The sequence below is a fragment of the Enterobacter cloacae complex sp. 2022EL-00788 genome (assembly GCF_026627565.1).
Taxonomy (GTDB): domain Bacteria; phylum Pseudomonadota; class Gammaproteobacteria; order Enterobacterales; family Enterobacteriaceae; genus Enterobacter; species Enterobacter pasteurii.
Map to the genome: position 1 here is coordinate 185,292 of NZ_JAPNMC010000008.1, position 20,288 is coordinate 205,579.

General features: G+C 56.0%; 17 protein-coding genes and 1 tRNA gene. 6 read left to right on the forward strand and 12 right to left on the reverse strand.

The window, feature by feature from the left end; all coding sequences use genetic code 11:
• Position 1 precedes the first annotated feature (1 nt).
• Positions 2-391, forward strand: a complete 390-nt coding sequence (locus OWK27_RS14690) for a YdeI family stress tolerance OB fold protein (RefSeq protein WP_148418569.1) — start codon at positions 2-4, stop codon at positions 389-391.
• A gap of 61 nt (positions 392-452) precedes the next feature.
• The gene (locus OWK27_RS14695; protein WP_267590658.1) at positions 453-1,337 is read left to right on the forward strand and encodes an SDR family oxidoreductase; all 885 of its coding nucleotides are present in this window, start codon (positions 453-455) and stop codon (positions 1,335-1,337) included.
• Between the two features lie 33 nt (positions 1,338-1,370).
• Here the strand turns inward: OWK27_RS14695 and OWK27_RS14700 are convergent, their stop codons facing one another.
• Entirely contained in the window at positions 1,371-3,353 is a 1,983-nt protein-coding gene (locus OWK27_RS14700; protein WP_267590659.1) for an alkyl/aryl-sulfatase, read from the reverse strand.
• Positions 3,354-3,522: 169 nt separating this feature from the next.
• Here OWK27_RS14700 and OWK27_RS14705 point away from each other — a divergent pair, with 169 nt between their 5' ends.
• Positions 3,523-3,921 (forward strand): hypothetical protein, encoded by a 399-nt coding sequence (locus OWK27_RS14705; RefSeq protein WP_324291170.1) that lies wholly within the window; start codon positions 3,523-3,525, stop codon positions 3,919-3,921.
• Positions 3,922-3,979: 58 nt separating this feature from the next.
• Here OWK27_RS14705 and OWK27_RS14710 read toward each other — a convergent pair whose 3' ends face one another.
• The 5 genes from OWK27_RS14710 to OWK27_RS14730 form a co-directional block, all read right to left on the reverse strand.
• On the reverse strand, positions 3,980-4,591 hold the full coding sequence (locus OWK27_RS14710; RefSeq protein WP_148418566.1) for an outer membrane beta-barrel protein: 612 nt from the start codon (positions 4,589-4,591) through the stop codon (positions 3,980-3,982).
• Between the two features lie 100 nt (positions 4,592-4,691).
• Positions 4,692-5,321 (reverse strand): winged helix-turn-helix transcriptional regulator, encoded by a 630-nt coding sequence (locus OWK27_RS14715; RefSeq protein ID WP_267590661.1) that lies wholly within the window; start codon positions 5,319-5,321, stop codon positions 4,692-4,694.
• Between the two features lie 63 nt (positions 5,322-5,384).
• Positions 5,385-6,560, reverse strand: coding sequence for an OmpP1/FadL family transporter (locus tag OWK27_RS14720; RefSeq protein WP_267590662.1), 1,176 nt, complete (start codon positions 6,558-6,560; stop codon positions 5,385-5,387).
• Positions 6,561-6,757: 197 nt separating this feature from the next.
• Positions 6,758-7,108, reverse strand: coding sequence for a hypothetical protein (locus tag OWK27_RS14725; protein WP_242170816.1), 351 nt, complete (start codon positions 7,106-7,108; stop codon positions 6,758-6,760).
• Positions 7,109-7,127: 19 nt separating this feature from the next.
• Complete coding sequence (locus tag OWK27_RS14730) at positions 7,128-7,745, reverse strand: helix-turn-helix domain-containing protein (protein WP_242170788.1); 618 nt, start codon at positions 7,743-7,745, stop codon at positions 7,128-7,130.
• 334 nt (positions 7,746-8,079) lie between these two features.
• On the opposite strand from OWK27_RS14730, the gene OWK27_RS14735 reads away from it, so the two are divergent.
• Positions 8,080-12,459: an autotransporter outer membrane beta-barrel domain-containing protein gene (locus tag OWK27_RS14735; protein ID WP_267590663.1), complete on the forward strand. Its 4,380-nt coding sequence runs from the start codon at positions 8,080-8,082 to the stop codon at positions 12,457-12,459.
• Positions 12,460-12,639: 180 nt separating this feature from the next.
• Positions 12,640-13,284, forward strand: coding sequence for a LysE family translocator (locus tag OWK27_RS14740; protein ID WP_242170767.1), 645 nt, complete (start codon positions 12,640-12,642; stop codon positions 13,282-13,284).
• Between the two features lie 162 nt (positions 13,285-13,446).
• On the opposite strand, the gene OWK27_RS14745 is transcribed toward OWK27_RS14740, so the two are convergent.
• Together OWK27_RS14745 and actS are read right to left on the reverse strand one after the other, a co-directional pair.
• Positions 13,447-13,520 (reverse strand) — tRNA-Gly (locus OWK27_RS14745).
• Positions 13,521-13,600: 80 nt separating this feature from the next.
• Positions 13,601-14,341 carry an amidase activator ActS gene (gene actS, locus OWK27_RS14750; RefSeq protein WP_242170764.1) on the reverse strand — a complete coding sequence of 247 codons (741 nt, stop codon included), beginning with the start codon at positions 14,339-14,341 and terminating at the stop codon, positions 13,601-13,603.
• Positions 14,342-14,504: 163 nt separating this feature from the next.
• Here actS and idi point away from each other — a divergent pair, with 163 nt between their 5' ends.
• On the forward strand, positions 14,505-15,047 hold the full coding sequence (idi, locus tag OWK27_RS14755) for an isopentenyl-diphosphate Delta-isomerase (RefSeq protein WP_148418559.1): 543 nt from the start codon (positions 14,505-14,507) through the stop codon (positions 15,045-15,047).
• Between the two features lie 47 nt (positions 15,048-15,094).
• On the opposite strand, the gene lysS is transcribed toward idi, so the two are convergent.
• From lysS to dsbC, 4 genes are all read right to left on the reverse strand, one after another.
• The gene (gene lysS, locus OWK27_RS14760; RefSeq protein ID WP_176609543.1) at positions 15,095-16,612 is read right to left on the reverse strand and encodes a lysine--tRNA ligase; all 1,518 of its coding nucleotides are present in this window, start codon (positions 16,610-16,612) and stop codon (positions 15,095-15,097) included.
• A 9-nt stretch (positions 16,613-16,621) separates the two neighbouring features.
• A protein-coding gene (gene prfB, locus OWK27_RS14765) for a peptide chain release factor 2 (protein ID WP_096147815.1) occupies positions 16,622-17,720 on the reverse strand; the annotation gives its coding sequence in 2 pieces (ribosomal slippage) (positions 16,622-17,644 and positions 17,646-17,720; 1,098 coding nt in all).
• Between the two features lie 90 nt (positions 17,721-17,810).
• On the reverse strand, positions 17,811-19,544 hold the full coding sequence (gene recJ, locus OWK27_RS14770) for a single-stranded-DNA-specific exonuclease RecJ (protein ID WP_267590664.1): 1,734 nt from the start codon (positions 19,542-19,544) through the stop codon (positions 17,811-17,813).
• A gap of 5 nt (positions 19,545-19,549) precedes the next feature.
• Positions 19,550-20,263, reverse strand: coding sequence for a bifunctional protein-disulfide isomerase/oxidoreductase DsbC (gene dsbC / locus OWK27_RS14775; protein ID WP_252004217.1), 714 nt, complete (start codon positions 20,261-20,263; stop codon positions 19,550-19,552).
• Positions 20,264-20,288 lie beyond the last annotated feature (25 nt).

Sequence of the window (20,288 nt, forward strand, 5' to 3'; positions counted from 1 at the left end):
GATGAAATTATCAGCCATTTCAGCTTTGTTAATATTAATAATCCCTTCTGCATGGGCAGATAATAACGGCGGGTTACAAAAGGGAGAAGCGCCTCCACCGCCGCACGCGCTGGACAGCGGTTATCGCGGCACCGACGACGCGCGCATTATGACCATAACGCAGGCGAAAGAGATGCACGATGGTGCTTCTATTTCACTTCGCGGTAATCTTATTGACGGAAAGGACGATAAATACGTATTCCAGGATAAAACCGGAAAAATAGACGTTATTATCCCGAAAGCGGTATTTGACGACAGAACCGTAGAGCCTGACAACATGATCAGCATTAGCGGCTCGCTCGATAAGAAATCAACACCGCCCGTTGTGCGAGTCGATCGCCTGCAAAAATAATTCAGCGAAGCGTTAACGCTGTAACTATCCATCAAATCTCACCCCTAACAAGGAGTTAGCTATGAGTGATAATGAACAACGTACGAACGCTTACCCAACGCCTCCTTTCCCGGAACAGCCGCAGACGCCACCGGGCCTGGCCTCTGAAATGGAACCTGTTCCCGATCACGGCGAAACAAGCTACAAAGGGCATGGACGGCTTAGCGGTAAAAAAGCGCTCATCACCGGGGGCGATTCCGGCATCGGACGCGCGGTGGCTATCGCCTATGCCCGCGAAGGGGCAGACGTCGCCATCAACTATTTGCCTGAAGAGGAAGAAGATGCGGCTGAAGTCATCGCCCTGATTAAAGCCGAAGGGCGCAATGCCGTCGCGCTGCCGGGCGACGTGCGGGACGAAACCTTCTGTCAGAACCTCGTGGAGCAGGCCGTCAGCAGGCTGGGCGGACTTGATATTCTGGTGAATAACGCAGGCCGCCAGCAGTACCGCGAGTCGCTGGAAGAGCTGACCACCGAAGATTTTGACGCCACGTTCAAAACCAACGTTTACGCGCCTTTCTGGATCACCAAAGCGGCGCTGCGCCACCTGAAAGCACCTGCGTCCATTATCAATACGTCTTCTGTTCAGGCGGTACAGCCGAGCGCCGTGCTGCTCGATTATGCTCAGACAAAAGCCTGTCTGGCGGTATTTACCAAGGCGTTAGCAAAACAGCTGGGTCCGAAAGGGATCCGCGTCAATGCGGTCGCGCCAGGGCCATACTGGACCGTCCTACAGCCGAGCGGCGGTCAGCCGCAGGAAAAAGTGAAGCATTTTGGCGAGAGTACGCCCCTGGGGCGTCCCGGCCAGCCGGTTGAAATCGCGCCGCTGTACGTGACGTTAGCCTCTAACGAATGTTCGTATACCTCCGGGCAGGTGTGGTGCTCGGACGGGGGCGATGGGACTATCTAAAGCAAAAGGCTGCGAAAGCAGCCTTTTTTACGTTTAAGGGGTGACGACAGGAAACCAGAAACTGAAGCTCCCCATGCAGCGCAGCATTTCATCGACCTTTGCGGCATTGCCGGCGATCGTCACCTCACCTGCCTGCTGCGCCTTTTTCAGCGTGGTCTCCCTGAGGATGATCCTGTTCAGCGTCTCGCGGCTGAGGGTTATGGTCGCGTCCGGATCTTTCGCCAGCGCGTTGGCGCTATGATTCAGCACGCCGTTCTCCAGCTCCAGCCTGTACGTTCCGCCTTCACGGCCTAAATCCACGTTAAAGATCCCTTTCGCATTCGCCGCCCTGACGCCGTTAAGGTGAACGCCGAAGTAATCAAAAATCATCTCCGTCGACATGGCGCGGACCGCATCCGGGCTGGCGGTTTTGGGCGTCGGCATTTTCTTTACGCCGTAACGCAGCTCCTGCGCGCCGGATAAATAGGCGTTACGCCACGGCCCTGACTCGGCCTGATATCCCAGCTGTTCGAGCGCGTCCGCTTCCAGCTCGCGCGCTGCCTTATTATTCGGATCGGCAAAGACGACCTTACTCATCACCTGCGCCACCCAGCGGTAATTGCCCCGGGCATAATCAATACGGGCTTTTTCAAGGATCGCGCTGGCTCCGCCCATGTAGTCGACATACTTTTTCGCCGCGTCCACCGGCGGCAGTTCATCGAGCGACGCCGGGTTGCCGTCGAACCAGCCGAGGTAGTAGACATAGGTGGCTTTGACGTTGTTGCTCACCGAACCGTAATAGCCGCGGCCTGCCCAGGATTTCGCCAGCCCGTAGGGCAGCGCAAAGTTAGCGGCGATCTCATCCCGCGTCAGCCCTTTATTTGCCAGCCTCAGCGTCTGGTCGTTGATGTAACGGTAAATATCCCGCTGGCTTTTCATCAGCTTCACCACGTTTTTATTACCCCACGTGGGCCAGTGGTGCTGCGCCATGATGATTTCCGCTTTATCTCCCCACCGGTCAATGGCGCTATTGATGTACTTCGACCACGCCAGCGGATCGTGAATTTTGGCTCCGCGCAGGGAGTAGGTATTGTGCAGCGTGTGGGTAACGTTCTCTGCGGCTTCAATGAGCTTTTTCTCTTCCAGATACCAGAGCATTTCTGACGGCGCTTCCGAACCCGGCGCCAGCATAAAGTCATAGGTCAGGCCGTCGATAACCGCTTTCTGGCCGTCTTCGGTAATATAGTCGGTGGGGGCGATTAGCGTCACCGTACCGGCAGAGGTGGTGGTTCCAAGACCGGCCCCCACCTGGCCTTTCGCGTCGGGCTGCAGCAGGTTGCCGTGGATATAGCTGGCGCGGCGGCTCATCGCATTCCCGGCCATGATATTTTCCGATACCGCTTCTTCCATAAAACCAGCGGGGGCGTAGACCTTCACTTTGCCAGAGGCGACGTCGGCTTCATCGACTACGCCACGCACGCCGCCATAATGATCGACGTGGCTATGGGTGTAGATCACCGCCACCACCGGACGTTTACCCCGGTATTTAGCGTAAAGTGCCATGCCGGCTTTGGCCGTTTGAGCAGAGACCAGCGGATCGACTACGGCGATCCCTTCTTTCCCCTCGATGATGGTCATGTTCGACAGATCGAGGTTACGGATCTGGTACACGCCCTCCGTTACCTCAAACAGGCCGCCGATATTGTTCAGCTGGGCCTGACGCCAGAGGCTCGGGTTGACGGTACCCGGAGCTTTTTGCCCTTCTTTGATAAAAGCGTATTGCCGTGGATCCCAGATAACGGTGCCTTTTTCGCCCTTAATCACCGCCTGTGGCAGCGGGGCAACGAAGCCTTTATGTGCATTCCGGAAATCGGTTTTATCAAAGAAGGGCAGCTGGCCATACAGCGCATCGTTGTTTGCTTTCGTATAGGCAGTGGCTTCCTTCGCCTCCTTTTTTGCCAGAACAGGCAAGGTGGCCAGCGAGGCCGATAGCAGACCAGCAACGACCATTCCACTAACGAGAGTTTTAAGCTTCATATATCCTCGAGATGTCATATTCACACTGGTGCCGTATGGGGGAAAGGAGGCTATCACCTGGCTTTTTTTTTGCCTAAAGAAAGAACGTTTATAAATAAACAACATTATTCTTCAGCTGCTACCGCCGTCAGGGATAATAATGCGTCATTTTATTCCCCGGAGTTATTCGATGAAGAGCCTGCCTCTCTTTTTGGCTATATTTAGCCTGAGCACATTATCAGGATGTAGTTCTCCCCCGCCGGACAAGGTGGAACAGATTAACCATCTGCAAATCCCGCTGGTGCTGCCGGGAGAAAAACCGGCTGCGACAGATATTTCTCATATTGCGTCGCTGTATCAGGATAATAAGCAGCAGATTGATACATTAACGCACGCGCTGAAATCAGAATATCTTCAGAACACGAGCGCAAAAGAAATTTTTCTTTCGGACAGTGCCGTTCAGCGCGTTTATGCCTCGCTGACCAAACTGGAACAATTAGATATGGTTAATCAGCAGTACCTGAAGGATAAAAACATAACGGGGCTGCAGAATATTCATATCGTACTTAAGCCGCTTATGGCCGGCTGAACGTAAAAAACCCGGCATTCTGGCAGCCGGGTTTTTATTCGGGGACCTGTCACGCGCTTCAGTCGTACTGACCGAAGCGATAGCTTAGCCCTGCGGTGACGGAGCTCAGGTCGCTGCTTACGCCAATCTGGTTAGCGTTACCCACATTGCTGACCCACTGGTACTCGAGACGGCCAGCCCAGCTCTTGTTGAAGGCGTATTCAGTACCGACGGCGGCAAGCGGGCGCACGCCTGTTTCAAAACGATTGTGACCACTTACATCGGATTCGGCACGATAGCCCATCGCACCGGCACGACCGTAGATATCCCAGTCGCTGGTCAGCGCGTAGCTGGCCTTCAGGGACATTTGCAGGCCCTGCGCCTTCATCTGCGCTCCCGCACCGTGCTGGCCTTTTATCTGCATATTGCCTAAATAATCATAACCGCCTTCTACCGCAAGCCACGGGGTAATCTGGTAACCCGTATAAACACCGCCACCAACATTATCATGGTCAAAATCAAAGTGGTCGGAATGAGTATTATCCTGCGCTTTTGAACCCGTACTGGTATCAAAATAGTGGGACCAGCCGAATTTCGCTCCGCCATACCATGTGCCCGCATCTGCGGCGGCAAACGCGGAAGTAGCGGAGCATGCGCTAACCATAACCAAAGCGATAACTGTCTTTTTCATAAATATACCGTTTACTTGATAAAGATAAACTTCAGGAAGCAAACGATATAGAAAAATAACGGCAGCGTTAATTCGATTTCTGTTTAATTTTAAATTCCCGCTAGAATGACTCGGGCAAATGCCGGACTTCAAGCAGATATCCACCGCGCTTAAAGGCGATATACTCTCCCTGCTTAAGAGCGGACAATACGTTGAGAATACTGCTGCGTGAAAGCAAAGTACGATCCTGAATGTATTCCAGAATAGTGGTGCGCATACGCGCCTCTTCAGGGAGCAAAATCATCTCCTGAAGATGGTTACGAATAACGGAATAGGTACGCTGCTGGAGTACCTGGGCATCGCGGAATATTAAATATGCCGTGTGGTATGAAAGCAGCGCCGCGACATCTTCCCAGACGCCCCTGGCGCGAAACAGCGCTGCCGCCTCGTCCGCGTCGATACGCAAAATGGTCGACTCCCTCTCCGCACGCAAAAAATGCCCCTGCGTGGGCTGGATCATCTCCGCAATGCCAAACAGATGCGGCTCGTAGACGGTTACCACCACCAGCCCATCGGAGGCGCGCAGCAGCGACAGCTCCCCTTCGAGAAAGAGATACATCTGCTGCTTCCCTTTCCGTAACCAGGTGAGGCGCTTGCGGGGGACCACTTTCACCTTCTCCGCTATCAGCTCAAGGATAGCGGTCAGTCTTTCGATAGAGCGTTCTGGCCGAACGGGCGGTAAAATATGCATGGCGCAACCTTCCGACATTAAGTACCTGCCATTATAGACCATATATTTTAAGCGGTTAGCAGATCAAAACTGATAGCTATAGTTAACGCTGGCAAACCAAAGATAAGGATGGTCGTAGCTTCCGGCAAAGATATCCGGCGATTTTACGCGCGATGACTGCATGTGAAGATACGAGACGGCAACACCAATATTGCTGGCCGGGGTGATCTGATACTGCGCCCCCGCACCGAACCGCCACTCATCGCCGGTAGGTAAGGTTAAGGCCACATCGCTTTGGGTTTCATACGGCGAGCTGTCAAACGCCACGCCGGCGTTGAGTCGCCACTGGGCGGTTGGGCGATACTGTACGCCCGCCGCGCCGTGCCAGGTATCCTTCATCCGGCTGACATTATTCAGCCGCTGGTCACCCACGACGATTTGCGGTGCACCGAACTGGCTCCAGTCCTGCCAGCCAAGATCGCCCATCATCGACCACTGAGCGTTTATATCGTGAACGAGGCTGAGCATAATTTGCTGCGGCGCTCGGACCTGTGCCGATACCGGCAGATCGTATGCACCTCCTTGCAGCCGAGCTTTACCGTCAATATTGAAGCGATAGTCCGTCTCGCTGTTCCATGTAATACCGGCCCGCGTCTGGTCAGTCAGCTGCATCAGCAGCCCGAGCCGATAGCTCATGGCCCAGTCTTCGTCATGCTGCCGGTAGTCGTTATCGTTGACGTTGCGGGTCAGCGAGAAGTATCCGTAATTGACGTTGGCAGAAGCCCCCAGCGAGAGACGGTCGTTGAGCTTATAGGCCAGGGACGGGCTGAGCGTCATCGCCACCATGGTGCTCTTTTTGATCAGCCTGTCGCCCGCCCAGCTGCCGTAGTCGATCCCCAGGCCATAGTTGCCGTAAAGCCCGATCCCGGCATACAGCCTATCGGTCATTTTCTGGCTATAGAAGGCGCTGGCATTCGGAATGGTTTTCATCACGTCGCCGGGGCTTTGATGGGCATAGTTATCAAGCTGGTTATCGATGGACCCATCCATCACCTGCAAGCCACCGGTCACCATATGCTCCGGTAACCGCGTCATGCCGGCAGGGTTGGTCATGATGGTGGAGGCATCCTGCGCGCGAGCCGCCTGCCCCGCGCCGGCAAGCGCGGTATCTTCGGTGCCAGCTTCATAAAAATAAAGAGCGCTGGCATGAGCACTGGAGGAGGCTAACAGGCCAGCGCACAGGAGGAGTCGTGTTTTCATCTGCGATCCGGGAAATAAAGAATTTGCCGACAGATATAACAGGGGGAAAAGCGTCCGTAAAAAGAAAGGGGGTTTAATTTTAAATTATCGGAGACAGAAGCCGGGCGGATTCAAAACCTCGCAGCCCAGCGCGCGACGAAAGCCATTCTCAAGAAGAGCATTGAGAAACGAGGTGAATAGCCCGTAAATTCTGGTAATTAGCTCAGAACGTGCTGCTGGCTGCGAAGATAGGCTTCAATCGCCATCCACTCCGTCAGTCGCTTATAGAGCAGCAACAGCCTGCCCGGCAGGACAGTGACCAGCTGCTGTTCCGCATCACCCTGCATCGCGCCGTGAGAGTGCCTGTGGCCGATTTCGCGACAGAGCATGTTGGTTAAAGACAGGAGCTGATAATAATCCCTGCGCAACACCCGTGGCATATCATGCAGGGTTATGTGGCACAAGCACTCGCTATAAATACGCTCCTGTCGCGCTTTAATCTCCGCATCCTCTGCAAGAATCAAGAGCGCGGCCTCCAGCCTTTTTTGTACGGCAATCATTTTATCCATTTAATGAGCCCCTTGCGGCTTATACGCTGTGGTCGAATTTTTTATAAAGCCCGGTCAAATTAGTGACCGCGAATTTTCGATAAATATTGCGCCGATGGTGGCTGACGGTTTTGCCCGTCAGATCCAGGTAGCGCGTAATCTCTTTATTCTTTTTCCCTGACACAATATAAGGCAGCAGCATCGTTTCCATTCGCGTCAGGCGTTTTTCTTTTTCAAGGTGGTGCCAGCGGCTATTTTTGACAATCGTCACCTGCTGATCCTCAAGCGCAAAATGGGCAAGACAGGCGCTAATTTTACGTACGGCGATTTTACAGTCGATGGTGCAATCCGCAATGGTATTAATAAGAATATTTTCTATCGTGCTGTCATAGCAGACGTCGCGGGTAACAAGAATAAAATAGCTGTTCTCGTAGCGATTTTTAATTTCCAGCAAACTGTTCAGCACGCTGATATCCGACTGGCCATAATCCACCAGGACAGCTTTAGCGCGCAAAAGCTCCTCTTTTTTTACATGTTTAATATCATCTATATACAGCACCTTTTTGAATGAAGGTGCCTCAATCCTCATGCTTTCTGCCAGCGCGGCAAAGCCCTGCCTGAAATATCTACAGGATGTCACAACTATAATCATCGCCATTACCCTATCATCACTGTGGATATAAATATAATCAGTGAGAATCTATTTAATTTCAATTACTACTTTTCGCGAGATTATAAGAATATTCCTAAGCAATAAGAGGCAATTCGTGCGCTTCCTCGCAAATTACCGCAATTAGTTAAATTATTCACATGCAATTACAGCGGGATATATTTGCTGATGAGACTTTTCCAATAATGAGTAGACCAATCTGACCTTAAGCCATATTCCCGTGTGTTATGCTGCAAAATGTAACGAAGGATTAATTCGTGTATACGTTTTTATATTTGCGTAAGCGAAATAAACGGCGTAGCGCTATATAGAGGGAATTAAAATGACGGAATCATTTCAACTGACGAAAGTCGCCGCAAGTATGAGCATGATATTAGGTGGCAGCCTGATGCTGGCACCATCGTTTGCCAACACCTGCACTACCTTTTCAGCCGCCGGAACCTGCGGATTGACCGAATACCAGATGACCTCGAAGGAGTATCCCGTGCCGACGGCCTGGTATTTTACCCAGCCAACCCAGGATGCAGCGATTAACGGTCAGGCCAAAAAACAGAATATCTATTTCGCCAGCGGCAGCTCTTCCCGTCAGGCAAGCGACGTGCAGCAGCTTAGGGTGGACGGCGCGGATCTCAGCGGGTATTACATCAACGCCAGTAAAAACGGCTCGGCCGCGATAACCCTGGCCAACAACGCTAAGGTAGACTGGCTTGAAGCCGGGGGCGCAACGACCCACACCAAAATCATTATCGATGACTCTACCCTGAACGGCGCCAGCGCCCAGGTGGATTACGATAAGACCGCCAGAACGCCAACCTACTCAAAAAATTATGCTAAAGGCTACGCCATTTACCTCTCCGCCGGCGACAATGGCAACACCGATATTGATATCCAGAACGGCAGCGTTATTAACGGCAAGATCCTGGCCGGCGGGGCGGGAACACACGATATTACCCTGCGCGACAGCCGCATTCAGGGCGGCAGCATTCTGCTGAGCTCAACCAAAAACGACAACACTATCTCCGTTATAAACAGCAGCATCGACACCACCGGTGCCGTGACCGCCACGGACAACGCCATCAATATCACCAACGGCTCAACCCCTGATAAAACGCACGCGGTGACGATTGATAACAGCCGCATCACAGGGTCGGTCAATATTGCCAGCACCGGCAGCACCAACGCGCTGAGCGTTAAAGACTCCACCATTAGCAAAACAATCCAGGCCGACGGTAACGCCGTGACGATGAAGAACGGCGCGACCACCCTGCTGACCCTGGACAACAGCGAGGTGAGCGGCCATGCCCTGCTGTCCGGTACAGGAAGCATCACCGCCTCGCTGGCCCAGGCGCGACTTCACGGCAATCTTACCGCCAGCAAGGCGGCACAGGTTGCGCTGGAGATAACCGCCTCGACGCTGGACGGCATCCTCGACGCCAGCGCGGGCAGCGACGCCGCCCTTAACGTCACCGACTCCACCCTCGGCAATTCCGACCAGGCCGACGGCACTGCCCTGAGCCTGAAGGGGGAGAAAACCACCGTTCTGACGCTGAACAACAGCGGCGTGAACGGCCATACCCTATTGGAGGGCAGCGAAAGCGTCTCTGCCACGCTGGATAACGCGCAAATCAGCGGCAACCTTGTCGCCAGCGGCGCGGCCAGGACGACGCTGGATATCACCCGTTCGACCGTGAAGGGCAATATCGAAGCAGGCCAGGGCAGCGTGGATCTGCATCTGACCAACAGCACCCTCGGCGGCGACGTTAACCTCGCCAGCGACGACCAGACGGCAAGCGACGTCTGGCTGGACAATAGCCGCGTGGCGGGCCACCTGTACGGCGGCGGCGCGGCCAGCACCCTGCATCTGGCCGCTATGCCTACCTTTGATGGAGCCCAGTTCAGCCGCTTCGGTACCCTGGAGGTGACCGGCGATACCGTTCTGAAAGGCGGCTTTACCAATAATAACGTCGGATCGGCCCTGACCGTAAAAGGGAACACCGTCACCGCTCCGGTGCGGCTGAGCAGCGGCAAGCTCACCTTCAGCCACACCCGGCTGGTTGCCGATACGCTGGCGCTCAGCAGCGGAGCCTCGCTGAACCTGACCAACCACAGCCAGCTGCAAACCCGCGCCGACCAGCTGTTCAACGCCGCGGCCAGCTCCACCGAACCGGTGAAATACAACGATACCGGAGCGCGCACCCACCTTACCGACAGCACCCTGATCCTGACCGATGCCGCCTATCAGCTGGATTACGTAAAAGGGGTAAACGGCCTGCTGGGCCAGAGCCAGGGGAACGCGCTGGTGATGCTCGGTACCCTGCAAAACCCCGAGAACGCCAGCGGTACCGCCAGCGTGATCGACGCCGCCATCACCGGCGCGGTGCTGGCCAATACCCAGGTCACCTCTGCTAAAAACCAGCTCTACATCGGCGCGGAGAGTGCCCCGTCCGACCAGGCCATCGCCGTGCCCGCGGGCTTTGGTGCCTCGCAGCTGCGCTTTGAAGGAGAAGGCAAACCGTCTGTGACCATCGGCAACGCTCAGTCGCTAACCCTGACCGGCGCGGCGGGCGCCCTGATCGAGGTCGCCGGCGCGCCGCAAACTCCGGTTGCCGTAGCGGTTAATAACGGCACGCTGAATCTCGGCGTGGCGGCCATGCAGGACGTAACCGCGCACCTGACCGGCACCGTCACCATCGCTCCGCAGGGCACCATGAACGTCGTTGCGGGCGACCATACCCTCACCTCCGGCGGCGCGGCAGCGGGGATCGTCAGCAGCGGCCTGCTCAACGTGGCCCATCAGGCCACCCTGCACGCCGACGTGGCGCTACAGGATCAGGGGCAGCTGACCGTAACCGGCGCGCTGCTTGCAGGCCAGCTTACCGCCGCCGAAGCGTCGCAGATCGCGGTTGGTGACAGCACCGCCGCCGGGTCGCTGATGGCAGAGCGTCTTGATCTTCAGGGTGCCCGGCTGTTTATCGACCCGGCCTGGACATCGGGCGGCACCCTGGCGGATGCCTCCCGGGTGGCAAGCGGCGGCAGCGAGGTTAACGGCCGCGTAACCGTGGGGCAAAACGCCCTGCTGGTGATGGGGGATACCTCCACCGCCGTGGCCGAAGCACGCTTTGCGGACAGCGGGCTACGCTGGGGTGAAAACGCCATCACGGCGGCGGTCTCCATACAGGCGCCGCAGTATCTCAACGCCGCCCAGGGCGGGCTGCGGGTTGACGGCGCTCTGACCGGCAGTTCAGCCGACCGTGACGCCGCCTTTAACCGCGTCGATTTTGCCGATCGCTCTCTCCTGATGCTCAGCACCAAAGAGATGACCAACGGCCAGGCCGCGCTGAATGCCACCGACGGCAGCCTGAGCGTGGCGGACAGCGCCGCGCTTTATGTCGCAGATGCGAAGGCCAACCAGACGTATGCGGTTGCCAGAGGCTTTAGCGACGTCAGCATCGCCGGAAACGGCTGGCAGAATGAGAACCTTCTGCTGAATAAACTGCTGACGGCCACGACGCAGGAGCGTGATGGCGAGGTGCTGGTCACCACCCGGGCTCGCGCCGCACAGGACGTCCTGCCGGGGGTGGTCACCGCACACGCGCTGGATCGGCTTATCGCCAGCGGGGAAAACTCACGCACGGCCACCCAGGCGGGCGCGCGTTATCTGTCCGTTGCCATCGATATCCCGCAGGCGAGCGTGGAGGACGTGGTGAGTACCGTTAACAGCGCGGCGCAAATCGCGACGGCGGGAGGCGTGCAGCATAATACCTGGGCGGCGGGCAGCGCGGCGGTGGATGCCGTGATGGAGCGTAACTCCGTTGCTAACGCGGCGCTGCAGCCTGCTGACACCGACGCCAGCGTCTGGGTTCACGCTCTGTACGGCAACCCGCGCAGCAGCGACCTGCGCGCCGGGAACCTGAGCTACGGGCAGGACAGCAGCTTCTACGGCTTAATGATGGGGGGAGACAAGGCCTGGCAGACCGATCGCGGTACGCTGCGCAGCGGCGCGGCGTTTCATGCCGGTAACGGCGACAGCGATTCACGCGGTGACGTCAGCGCTACCCATAATGATTTCAGCTTCTGGGGCATAACCCTGTACCAGAACTGGAGTCAGGATCGCTGGAACCTGACGGGCGACGTCAGCCTGACCCAGACCAGCAGCAACGTTGATCAGAAACAGCCGGGCTGGATGGAGGCAGGCGGCAAGCTGAAGGCAAACGTGGACGGAATGCTGTTCAGCGCGGGCGTTCGGGGCGAGTACCTGATCGAAACCAACGTGATGGATATCATCCCCCATGCAGGCGTGCGCTATAACCAGCTCACAACCGATGCCTTTGATACCAAAAACAGCCAGGATGAACGCGTCTTCCATACCGATAAAGGCACGCAGACAATCTGGCAGTTCCCGGTAGGTGTGAAAGTGGCGAAAGCCTTCTCGCTGGATTCAGGCTGGACGCTGAGCCCGCAGGCCGATGCTACGGTGGTCGCCGTCAGCGGCGACAGGGAGAGTCAGAACACCCTGCATACCGTTGGCATCAGCGCCAGCGATACCATTCGCGCTGAGATTATGGACGACACCGCCTTTAACGGCCAGCTGGGAATAAAAATGCAGAAACGCAATATGACGTTCGGCGTGGGATATAACGTTAATGCCTCCCAGCACGACACCAGTCAGACCGTGAGCGCTACCTGGTCGCTCGCCTTCTAAACATAAAAAGCCACATACTCAGGTATGTGGCTTTTTAAAGTATCTCTTATAGAACGCTGATGTTGAGTCCTGTTATGGCGCTGGCATACGTACACGCATAAGAATACAAACCCACATTTACCGCATAAAAATTCAGTGCTAGCATGAGAGATCTTACACTTGTGTTATCTGGAGCTGGCTATGCTGGACATAACTCATTTCGGGCTTTTTGCCCTGTCTGTACTCCTGCTTTCCGTTACCCCTGGGCCTGATATAGCCTACGTGGTCGGTCAAAGCGTGGCGAATGGTAGACGGGCGGGAATTATCTCTGCCGCCGGGGTTGCATTAGGTAGCTGTACGCATGCGGTTGCAAGCGCCGTAGGGTTAACCGCACTGATCGCAGCGTCGCCGATGATGTTTACCGTTATTAAGTATCTCGGTGCAGCTTATCTGGTGTATCTCGGCAGTAAGATGATTTTGGGAACCCTGACGAAGCAAACCTCGGATCGCAGCGAAGCAGACGCCGTTAAAACAAAAGCGACCCATGCGAGTCTGCTGACTAAAGGTTTCATAACCACCTTAACCAACCCGAAGGTGCTGCTGTTCTTCATCTCTTTTTTCCCTCAATTCGTTTCACCCGGTGGCGAGCACAATGCGGCTTCTTTTCTGGTCCTGGGGATGACCTACGCGCTGATCGCTTTTATGACTGATTTAACGTTCGCCGTGCTTGCTGGTAGTGCAGCTGGCGCCGTTTCACGAAACAGAAAGCTGCAGAAATTGCTGGATCGAATTGTTGGCGTAACATTTATTGGGTTAGGTCTACGATTGGCGATGACTCGCCGTTGAGAATAAGGGCGAACAGCCCTTTATTCCTGGGGCTATAAAAATTATGCCACAAACCAACCCCGCAGCTGATGCGGGCGTAGAACAACAGATCGTTTCAGCAGTACTTGTTAAAGCAGGGCGACATTACTCACTGATGAATGAAAAGTGGATATACCTGGAGAATGGAGCGGGCGAAGGGAATCGAACCCTCGTATAGAGCTTGGGAAGCTCTCGTTCTACCATTGAACTACGCCCGCTTTGAGGTGCGTAAGGCATTATAGACCTTACGCTTCTTCATACAAGCCTCTGCGTCACTAAGTGGCGATTAAATAATCACTTAGCACTTCGGTTTACTGCCCTGCGCAGGAAGATAACGTTGCGGATCGATGGCCGTCGCCTTGTAGCGGATCTGGAAGTGCAGCTTCACCGTATCTGTGCCGGTGCTGCCCATGGTCGCAATCTTCTGCCCTGCCTTCACGTTCTGGCCGTTGTTGACCAGCATCGTGTCGTTATGCGCATAGGCCGTAATATAGTCCTCACCATGCTTAATCATGATCAGGTTGCCGTACCCGCGCAGCTGGTTGCCGACATAAACCACCTTCCCGGCGCCGGAGGCATAAACCGGTGTACCGCGTGCGGCAGCGATATCAATGCCTTTATTGCCACCTTCAGAGAGTGAGTACGGGGCCACGACTTTTCCGCTCGCAGGCCAGATCCAGCAGCGCTGTCCGACCGGCGGCCACGATGATTTTGGAACCTGGTAGGATGGCGTTACCTTAGCCGTTTTGCGCGTTGAGGACTTTTTACCTGAGGATGAACCGCCGTTAACCTTGAGTTTCTGCCCTATCTCAATGGTATACGGTGGGGAGATGTTATTCAGGCGTGCCAGCTCCTTCACGCTGGTTCCCGTAGCGCGTGAGATGCGGTAGAGCGTATCCCCGCGCTTAACGGTATACACTGCACCAGAATAACTGCCCATATCCGAAGATTTACTCCCCGAGCATCCCGCCAGAAATAGCGTCAGCGTCAGGCAGAAAACGGCAATGATGGGATTTCTCGTCAGGCTTCCTGCAAACAAAACAGCTCCTCGGTCAGCGTGAATGGCGCACTATGATAGCAGCCCAAACTGATGCGGGTCATGCCCTTTTCCGCTCTGCGGGTCAAACCGTTCGCATAAGAATGCAGTATAATAAACCCGCTGATGGTGCTAAACCATTTGGCATTTTGGCACTGGAGCATCAATGAGTATTCAAGAACACGTTATATTGGTAAATGACCAGGGAAAGGTGATTGGCACTCAGGAGAAATACGCCGCGCATACGTCACACACCCCGCTACACCTGGCCTTCTCTTCATGGCTGTTTAACGCTAACGGGCAATGCCTGATTACTAGGCGCGCCTTAAGTAAAAAAGCGTGGCCCGGCGTGTGGACCAACTCTGTCTGCGGCCATCCGCAGTCGGAAGAACAGACAGAGCAGGCGATTATCCGCCGCTGCCGCTTCGAAGTCGGCGCCGAAATCACGGACATCACCCCCATCGCACCGGAGTTCCGCTACCGGGAAACCGACCCGTCCGGGATCGTTGAAAACGAGCTTTGCCCGGTCTATGCGGCACGCGTCACCGGTCCCCTCACCATCAACAGCGACGAAGTGATGGAGTACCAGTGGGTAGATCTGGACGCGCTGTTCCTCGCCCTGGACGCCACGCCGTGGGCGTTCAGCCCGTGGATGGTACAGGAAGCGAACACCGCGCGCGAAAAGCTCAGGGCCTTCGCGGCGCAATAAAAAAGCCCCGGCGGGAACGCGCGGGGCTTTTTTTACGTCTTAACGGCTTATTTCACCGGACGCATCGCCGGGAACAGGATCACGTCGCGGATGGTGTGGCTGTTGGTAAACAGCATAACCATACGGTCGATACCAATACCCAGGCCAGCCGTCGGCGGCAGGCCGTGTTCCAGCGCGGTTACGTAGTCCTCGTCGAAGAACATCGCTTCGTCGTCGCCCGCCGCCTTCGCGTTAACCTGATCCTGGAAGCGCTGCGCCTGATCTTCTGCATCGTTCAGCTCGCTAAAGCCGTTGCCGATTTCGCGGCCACCGATGAAGAATTCGAAGCGATCGGTGATTTCCGGGTTCTCGTCATTGCGACGCGCCAGCGGAGACACTTCAGCCGGATACTCGGTAATGAAGGTCGGCTGAATCAGGTGCGCTTCGGCCACTTCTTCGAAGATCTCGGTTACGATACGGCCCAAGCCCCAGCTCTTCTCTACCTTGATACCGATGCTTTCGGCAATGGCTTTTGCAGAGTCGAAGTTATCCAGATCCGCCATGTTGGTTTCCGGACGGTATTTCTTGATCGCTTCGCGCATTGTCAGCTTTTCGAACGGCTTGCCGAAGTCGAACACTTCTTCGCCGTAAGGCACTTTGGTCGTGCCCAGAATGTCCTGTGCCAGCGTACGGAACAGGGATTCGGTCAGCTCGATCAGATCTTTGTAATCCGCATACGCCATATAGAGTTCCATCATGGTGAACTCTGGGTTATGACGCACGGAGATGCCTTCGTTACGGAAGTTACGGTTGATTTCAAACACGCGGTCGAAACCACCGACCACCAGACGCTTCAGGTACAGTTCCGGCGCGATACGCAGGTACATGTCCAGGTCCAGGGCGTTGTGATGGGTGATGAACGGACGCGCAGATGCGCCGCCAGGGATCACCTGCATCATCGGGGTTTCAACTTCCATAAAGTCGCGTTTAACCATGAACTGGCGGATACCGGCCATGATCTGGGAGCGAATCTTGAAGGTCTTGCGGGATTCATCGTTAGAGATGAGATCCAGGTAGCGCTGACGATAGCGCGCTTCCTGATCCTGCAGGCCGTGGAACTTGTCCGGCAGCGGGCGCAGGGCTTTGGTCAGCAGACGCAGCTCGGTGCAGTGGATAGACAGTTCACCGGTTTTGGTTTTGAACAGCTTGCCTTTCGCGCCCAGGATATCGCCCAGGTCCCACTTCTTGAACTGCTCGTTGTAGATGCCTTCCGGCAGATCGTCACGGGAGACGTACAGCTGAATACGGCCGCCAACGTCCTGTAAGGTCACAAAGGACGCTTTCCCCATGATACGACGGGTCATCATACGGCCAGCCACGGACACTTCAACGTTCAGCGCTTCCAGCTCTTCGTTCTCTTTACCGTCGAAGTCTGCGTGCAGTTGGTCTGAGGTGTGGTCACGACGAAAATCGTTCGGGAACGGCACGCCCTGCTCGCGCAGCGCTGCCAGCTTCTCGCGGCGGGTTTTCAGTTCGTTGTTAAGATCGACTACCGCGTCAGCGCCCTGTGCTTGTTGTTCAGACATGTTGGTTCCTCATAACCCTGCTTTCAAACTTGCTTCGATAAATTGGTCCAGGCTGCCGTCCAGCACCGCCTGCGTGTTGCGGGTTTCAACCCCGGTACGCAGGTCTTTGATGCGGGAGTCATCAAGGACGTAAGAACGGATCTGGCTGCCCCAGCCGATGTCGGACTTGTTGTCTTCCATCGCCTGTTTCTCAGCATTTTTCTTCTGCATTTCCAGCTCATAAAGCTTCGCTTTCATCTGCTTCATGGCCTGGTCTTTGTTCTTATGCTGGGAACGGTCGTTCTGGCACTGTGTTACCAGCCCGGTTGGAATGTGGGTAATACGCACCGCGGATTCCGTACGGTTAACGTGCTGACCGCCCGCGCCGGATGCGCGGTACACGTCGATGCGCAGATCCGCCGGATTGATGTCGATATCGATATCTTCATCCACTTCCGGGTAGACAAACGCGGAGCTGAAGGAGGTGTGGCGACGGCCGCCGGAGTCGAACGGGCTCTTACGCACCAGGCGGTGAACGCCGGTTTCAGTACGCAGCCAGCCGTAGGCGTAATCGCCAATAATCTTGATGGTGACGGACTTGATGCCTGCCACTTCACCTTCAGACTCTTCGATAATTTCGGTTTTAAAACCGCGCGCTTCTGCCCAGCGCAGATACATACGCATCAGCATGCTGGCCCAGTCCTGCGCTTCGGTACCGCCAGAACCTGCCTGAATATCGAGATAGCAGTCAGCGCTGTCGTATTCGCCGGAGAACATGCGACGGAATTCCAGCTGCGCCAGCTTCTCTTCCAGCACGTCGAGCTCTGCCACGGCTTCGTTAAAGGTTTCTTCGTCGTCAGCTTCGACGGCCAGCTCCAGCAGCCCAGAAACATCTTCCAGACCCTGCGCCATTTGATCCAGCGTATCTACGATGGCTTCGAGGGAGGAACGCTCTTTACCCAGCGCCTGCGCGCGTTCAGGTTCGTTCCAGACGTCCGGCTGTTCCAGCTCGGCGTTTACTTCTTCGAGACGCTCTTTCTTGGCATCGTAGTCAAAGATACCCCCTAAGAACGTCGGAGCGCTCCGTGAGGTCCTGGATGCGGTTTTTTACCGGATTAATTTCAAACATGGTCTGTTTTCTTTTATGAGCTTGTCAAAATGCGGTGATAAGAGCGGGATTGTACCGAATCCACGCCCTTTTTTATAGAGATTACTGACGCTAAATTGGCCAGATATTGTTGATGATGATCTGAAGGGAGCGGTTACCGCGAAACTCATTAATATCCAGCTTGTAGGCCAGCTCAACCTCACGCACGCCGTTGTCCGGCCAGATGGAGGTGTCAACGTTGAAGGCTATACCGTCGAGCAGCGGACCGCCGCCGACCGGTTCCACCATCACCTTGAGGTGGCGTTCGCCCACGATGCGCTGTTGCAGCAGGCGGAAGCGTCCATCGAAAAGCGGCTCCGGGAACATCTGCCCCCACGGGCCCGCATCGCGCAACATCTGCGCCACTTCCATGGTCATGTCTGCCGGGGAAAGCGCACCGTCTGAAACCACTTCACCCTGCAACAGCGCCGGATCGATCCACTCGGTGACCAGCTCGCCAAACAGGCGCTGGAAGTCCTCGAACTTCGCCTCTTCCAGCGACAGGCCCGCGGCCATCGCGTGGCCGCCGAACTTAATCATCAGGTTCGGGTGCAGCGTGTCGAGACGCTCCAGCGCATCGCGCATGTGCAGCCCCTGAATCGAACGGCCAGAGCCTTTCAGCGTGCCGTCTCCAGCAGGCGCAAACGCAATCACCGGACGGTGGAAACGCTCTTTAATGCGCGATGCCAGAATGCCCACCACGCCCTGGTGCCACTCGGGGTGATACATCGCCAGCCCGCCCGGCAGGGTATCGCCGCTGCGCTCCAGCTTTTCGCACAGGGTCAATGCTTCGGCCTGCATCCCCTGCTCAATCTCTTTACGCGTCTGGTTTAGCGCGTCCAGCTCGCTGGCCAGCACGCGGGCCTCGCCGATGTTGTCGCACAGCAGCAGCGCCACGCCGACGGACATATCGTCCAGCCTTCCGGCAGCGTTCAGCCGCGGCCCGAGGGCAAAGCCCAAATCGCTTGCCGCAAGCTTCAGCGGATCGCGGTTGGAGATTTCCAGCAGCGCCTTGATCCCCGGACGGCACTTGCCCGCCCGAATGCGGCTCAAGCCCTGCCAGGTGAGAATACGGTTATTGGCATCCAGCGGCACAACGTCCGCTACCGTTCCCAGCGCCACCAGATCGAGATACTCCGCGAGGTTCGGAACGGCAATCCCGCGCGATTCAAACCAGCCCTTGTCGCGCAGCAGCGTGCGTAACGCCAGCATCAGATAAAACGCCACCCCTACCCCGGCAAGCGATTTCGACGGGAAATCGCAGTCGCGCAGGTTCGGGTTAATAATCGCTTCGGCGGCAGGCAGGGTGTCCCCCGGCAGATGGTGATCGGTGACCAGTACCGGGATCCCCAACCGATGGGCATGATCGACCCCGGCATGAGACGAGATCCCGTTATCCACGGTCATGATCATCTGCGCGCCACGGGCGTGGGCCTGATCGACCACTTCCGGGCTGAGGCCGTAGCCATCTTCGAAGCGGTTCGGTACCAGATAGGTCACGTTATCGCAGCCCAGCGCGCGCAGGCTGAGCACGCTCAGCGCGGTGCTGGTTGCGCCGTCCGCATCAAAATCGCCCACCACCACAATGCGCGTCCCTTCACGGAACGCGTTGTAGAGCATTTCGGCGGCGTTTTCGATGCCGGACAGCTGCTGCCAGGGCAGCATGCCTTTGACGCTGCGCTCAAGATCGCTTGCCGTACGCACGCCGCGGCTGGCATACAGCCGCTTTAACAGCAGCGGAAGATCGTCAGGTAAATCAGCGGTGTCACCCGCATCACGGCGGCGCAGTTTTATCGGGGCTTTCACGCGAATTATTTACCACCCATCTGTTTCTGGTGCTCGTCGAGGAACGCTTTCATCTCTTTTGGCCCCTGATAGCCCGGCACCACGTAGCCGTTGCTCAGTACGATTGCAGGGGTACCGGTTACGCCAAACTGCACGCCCAGCGCGTAGTGGTTAGCGATGTCGATGTCGCAGGACGCAGGCTTCACGCCTTTGCCGTTCATCGCATCATCAAAGGCCTTGTTGCGGTCTTTCGCACACCAGATCGCCTTCATATCCTGCTCCGGCTGGCTCTGCACGCCGGCGCGCGGGAAGGCCAGGTAACGCACGGTAATGCCCAGCGCGTTGTAGTCTTTCATCTCTTCATGCAGCTTGTGGCAGTAGCCGCAGGTGATGTCGGTGAAGACGGTAATAACGTGCTTTTCCTGCGCCGCTTTGTAGACGATCATCTCTTTTTCGAGCGCGTTCAGGTTTTTCATCAGCAGCTGGTTGGTGACGTTCACCGGCTGCGCGCCGCTCACGTCGTACATCGGCCCCTGAATGATGTGCTTACCGTCTTCGGTCACGTACAGCACGCCGCTGTTGGTCAGAACGGTTTTCATACCGGCCACCGGTGCAGGCTGAATATCGCTGCTGGTAACGCCGAGCTTGGCCAGCGACTGTTTGATGGCGGCATCATCCGCATGGGCAAAGCCGGTAACCGAAGCTGCCAGCAGGGTGAACAGCGCAAAAGTTTTTTTCATATATGATCCTGTAACAATTCGTCGG

Coding starts and splice junctions, on each gene's coding strand:
- OWK27_RS14690 (WP_148418569.1), top strand. CDS start 2: ATGAAATTATCAGCCATTTCAGCTTTGTTAATATTAATAATCCCTTCT.
- OWK27_RS14695 (WP_267590658.1), top strand. CDS start 453: ATGAGTGATAATGAACAACGTACGAACGCTTACCCAACGCCTCCTTTC.
- OWK27_RS14700 (WP_267590659.1), bottom strand. CDS start 3,353: ATGAAGCTTAAAACTCTCGTTAGTGGAATGGTCGTTGCTGGTCTGCTA.
- OWK27_RS14705 (WP_324291170.1), top strand. CDS start 3,523: ATGAAGAGCCTGCCTCTCTTTTTGGCTATATTTAGCCTGAGCACATTA.
- OWK27_RS14710 (WP_148418566.1), bottom strand. CDS start 4,591: ATGAAAAAGACAGTTATCGCTTTGGTTATGGTTAGCGCATGCTCCGCT.
- OWK27_RS14715 (WP_267590661.1), bottom strand. CDS start 5,321: ATGCATATTTTACCGCCCGTTCGGCCAGAACGCTCTATCGAAAGACTG.
- OWK27_RS14720 (WP_267590662.1), bottom strand. CDS start 6,560: ATGAAAACACGACTCCTCCTGTGCGCTGGCCTGTTAGCCTCCTCCAGT.
- OWK27_RS14725 (WP_242170816.1), bottom strand. CDS start 7,108: ATGGATAAAATGATTGCCGTACAAAAAAGGCTGGAGGCCGCGCTCTTG.
- OWK27_RS14730 (WP_242170788.1), bottom strand. CDS start 7,745: ATGGCGATGATTATAGTTGTGACATCCTGTAGATATTTCAGGCAGGGC.
- OWK27_RS14735 (WP_267590663.1), top strand. CDS start 8,080: ATGACGGAATCATTTCAACTGACGAAAGTCGCCGCAAGTATGAGCATG.
- OWK27_RS14740 (WP_242170767.1), top strand. CDS start 12,640: ATGCTGGACATAACTCATTTCGGGCTTTTTGCCCTGTCTGTACTCCTG.
- idi (WP_148418559.1), top strand. CDS start 14,505: ATGAGTATTCAAGAACACGTTATATTGGTAAATGACCAGGGAAAGGTG.
- lysS (WP_176609543.1), bottom strand. CDS start 16,612: ATGTCTGAACAACAAGCACAGGGCGCTGACGCGGTAGTCGATCTTAAC.
- dsbC (WP_252004217.1), bottom strand. CDS start 20,263: ATGAAAAAAACTTTTGCGCTGTTCACCCTGCTGGCAGCTTCGGTTACC.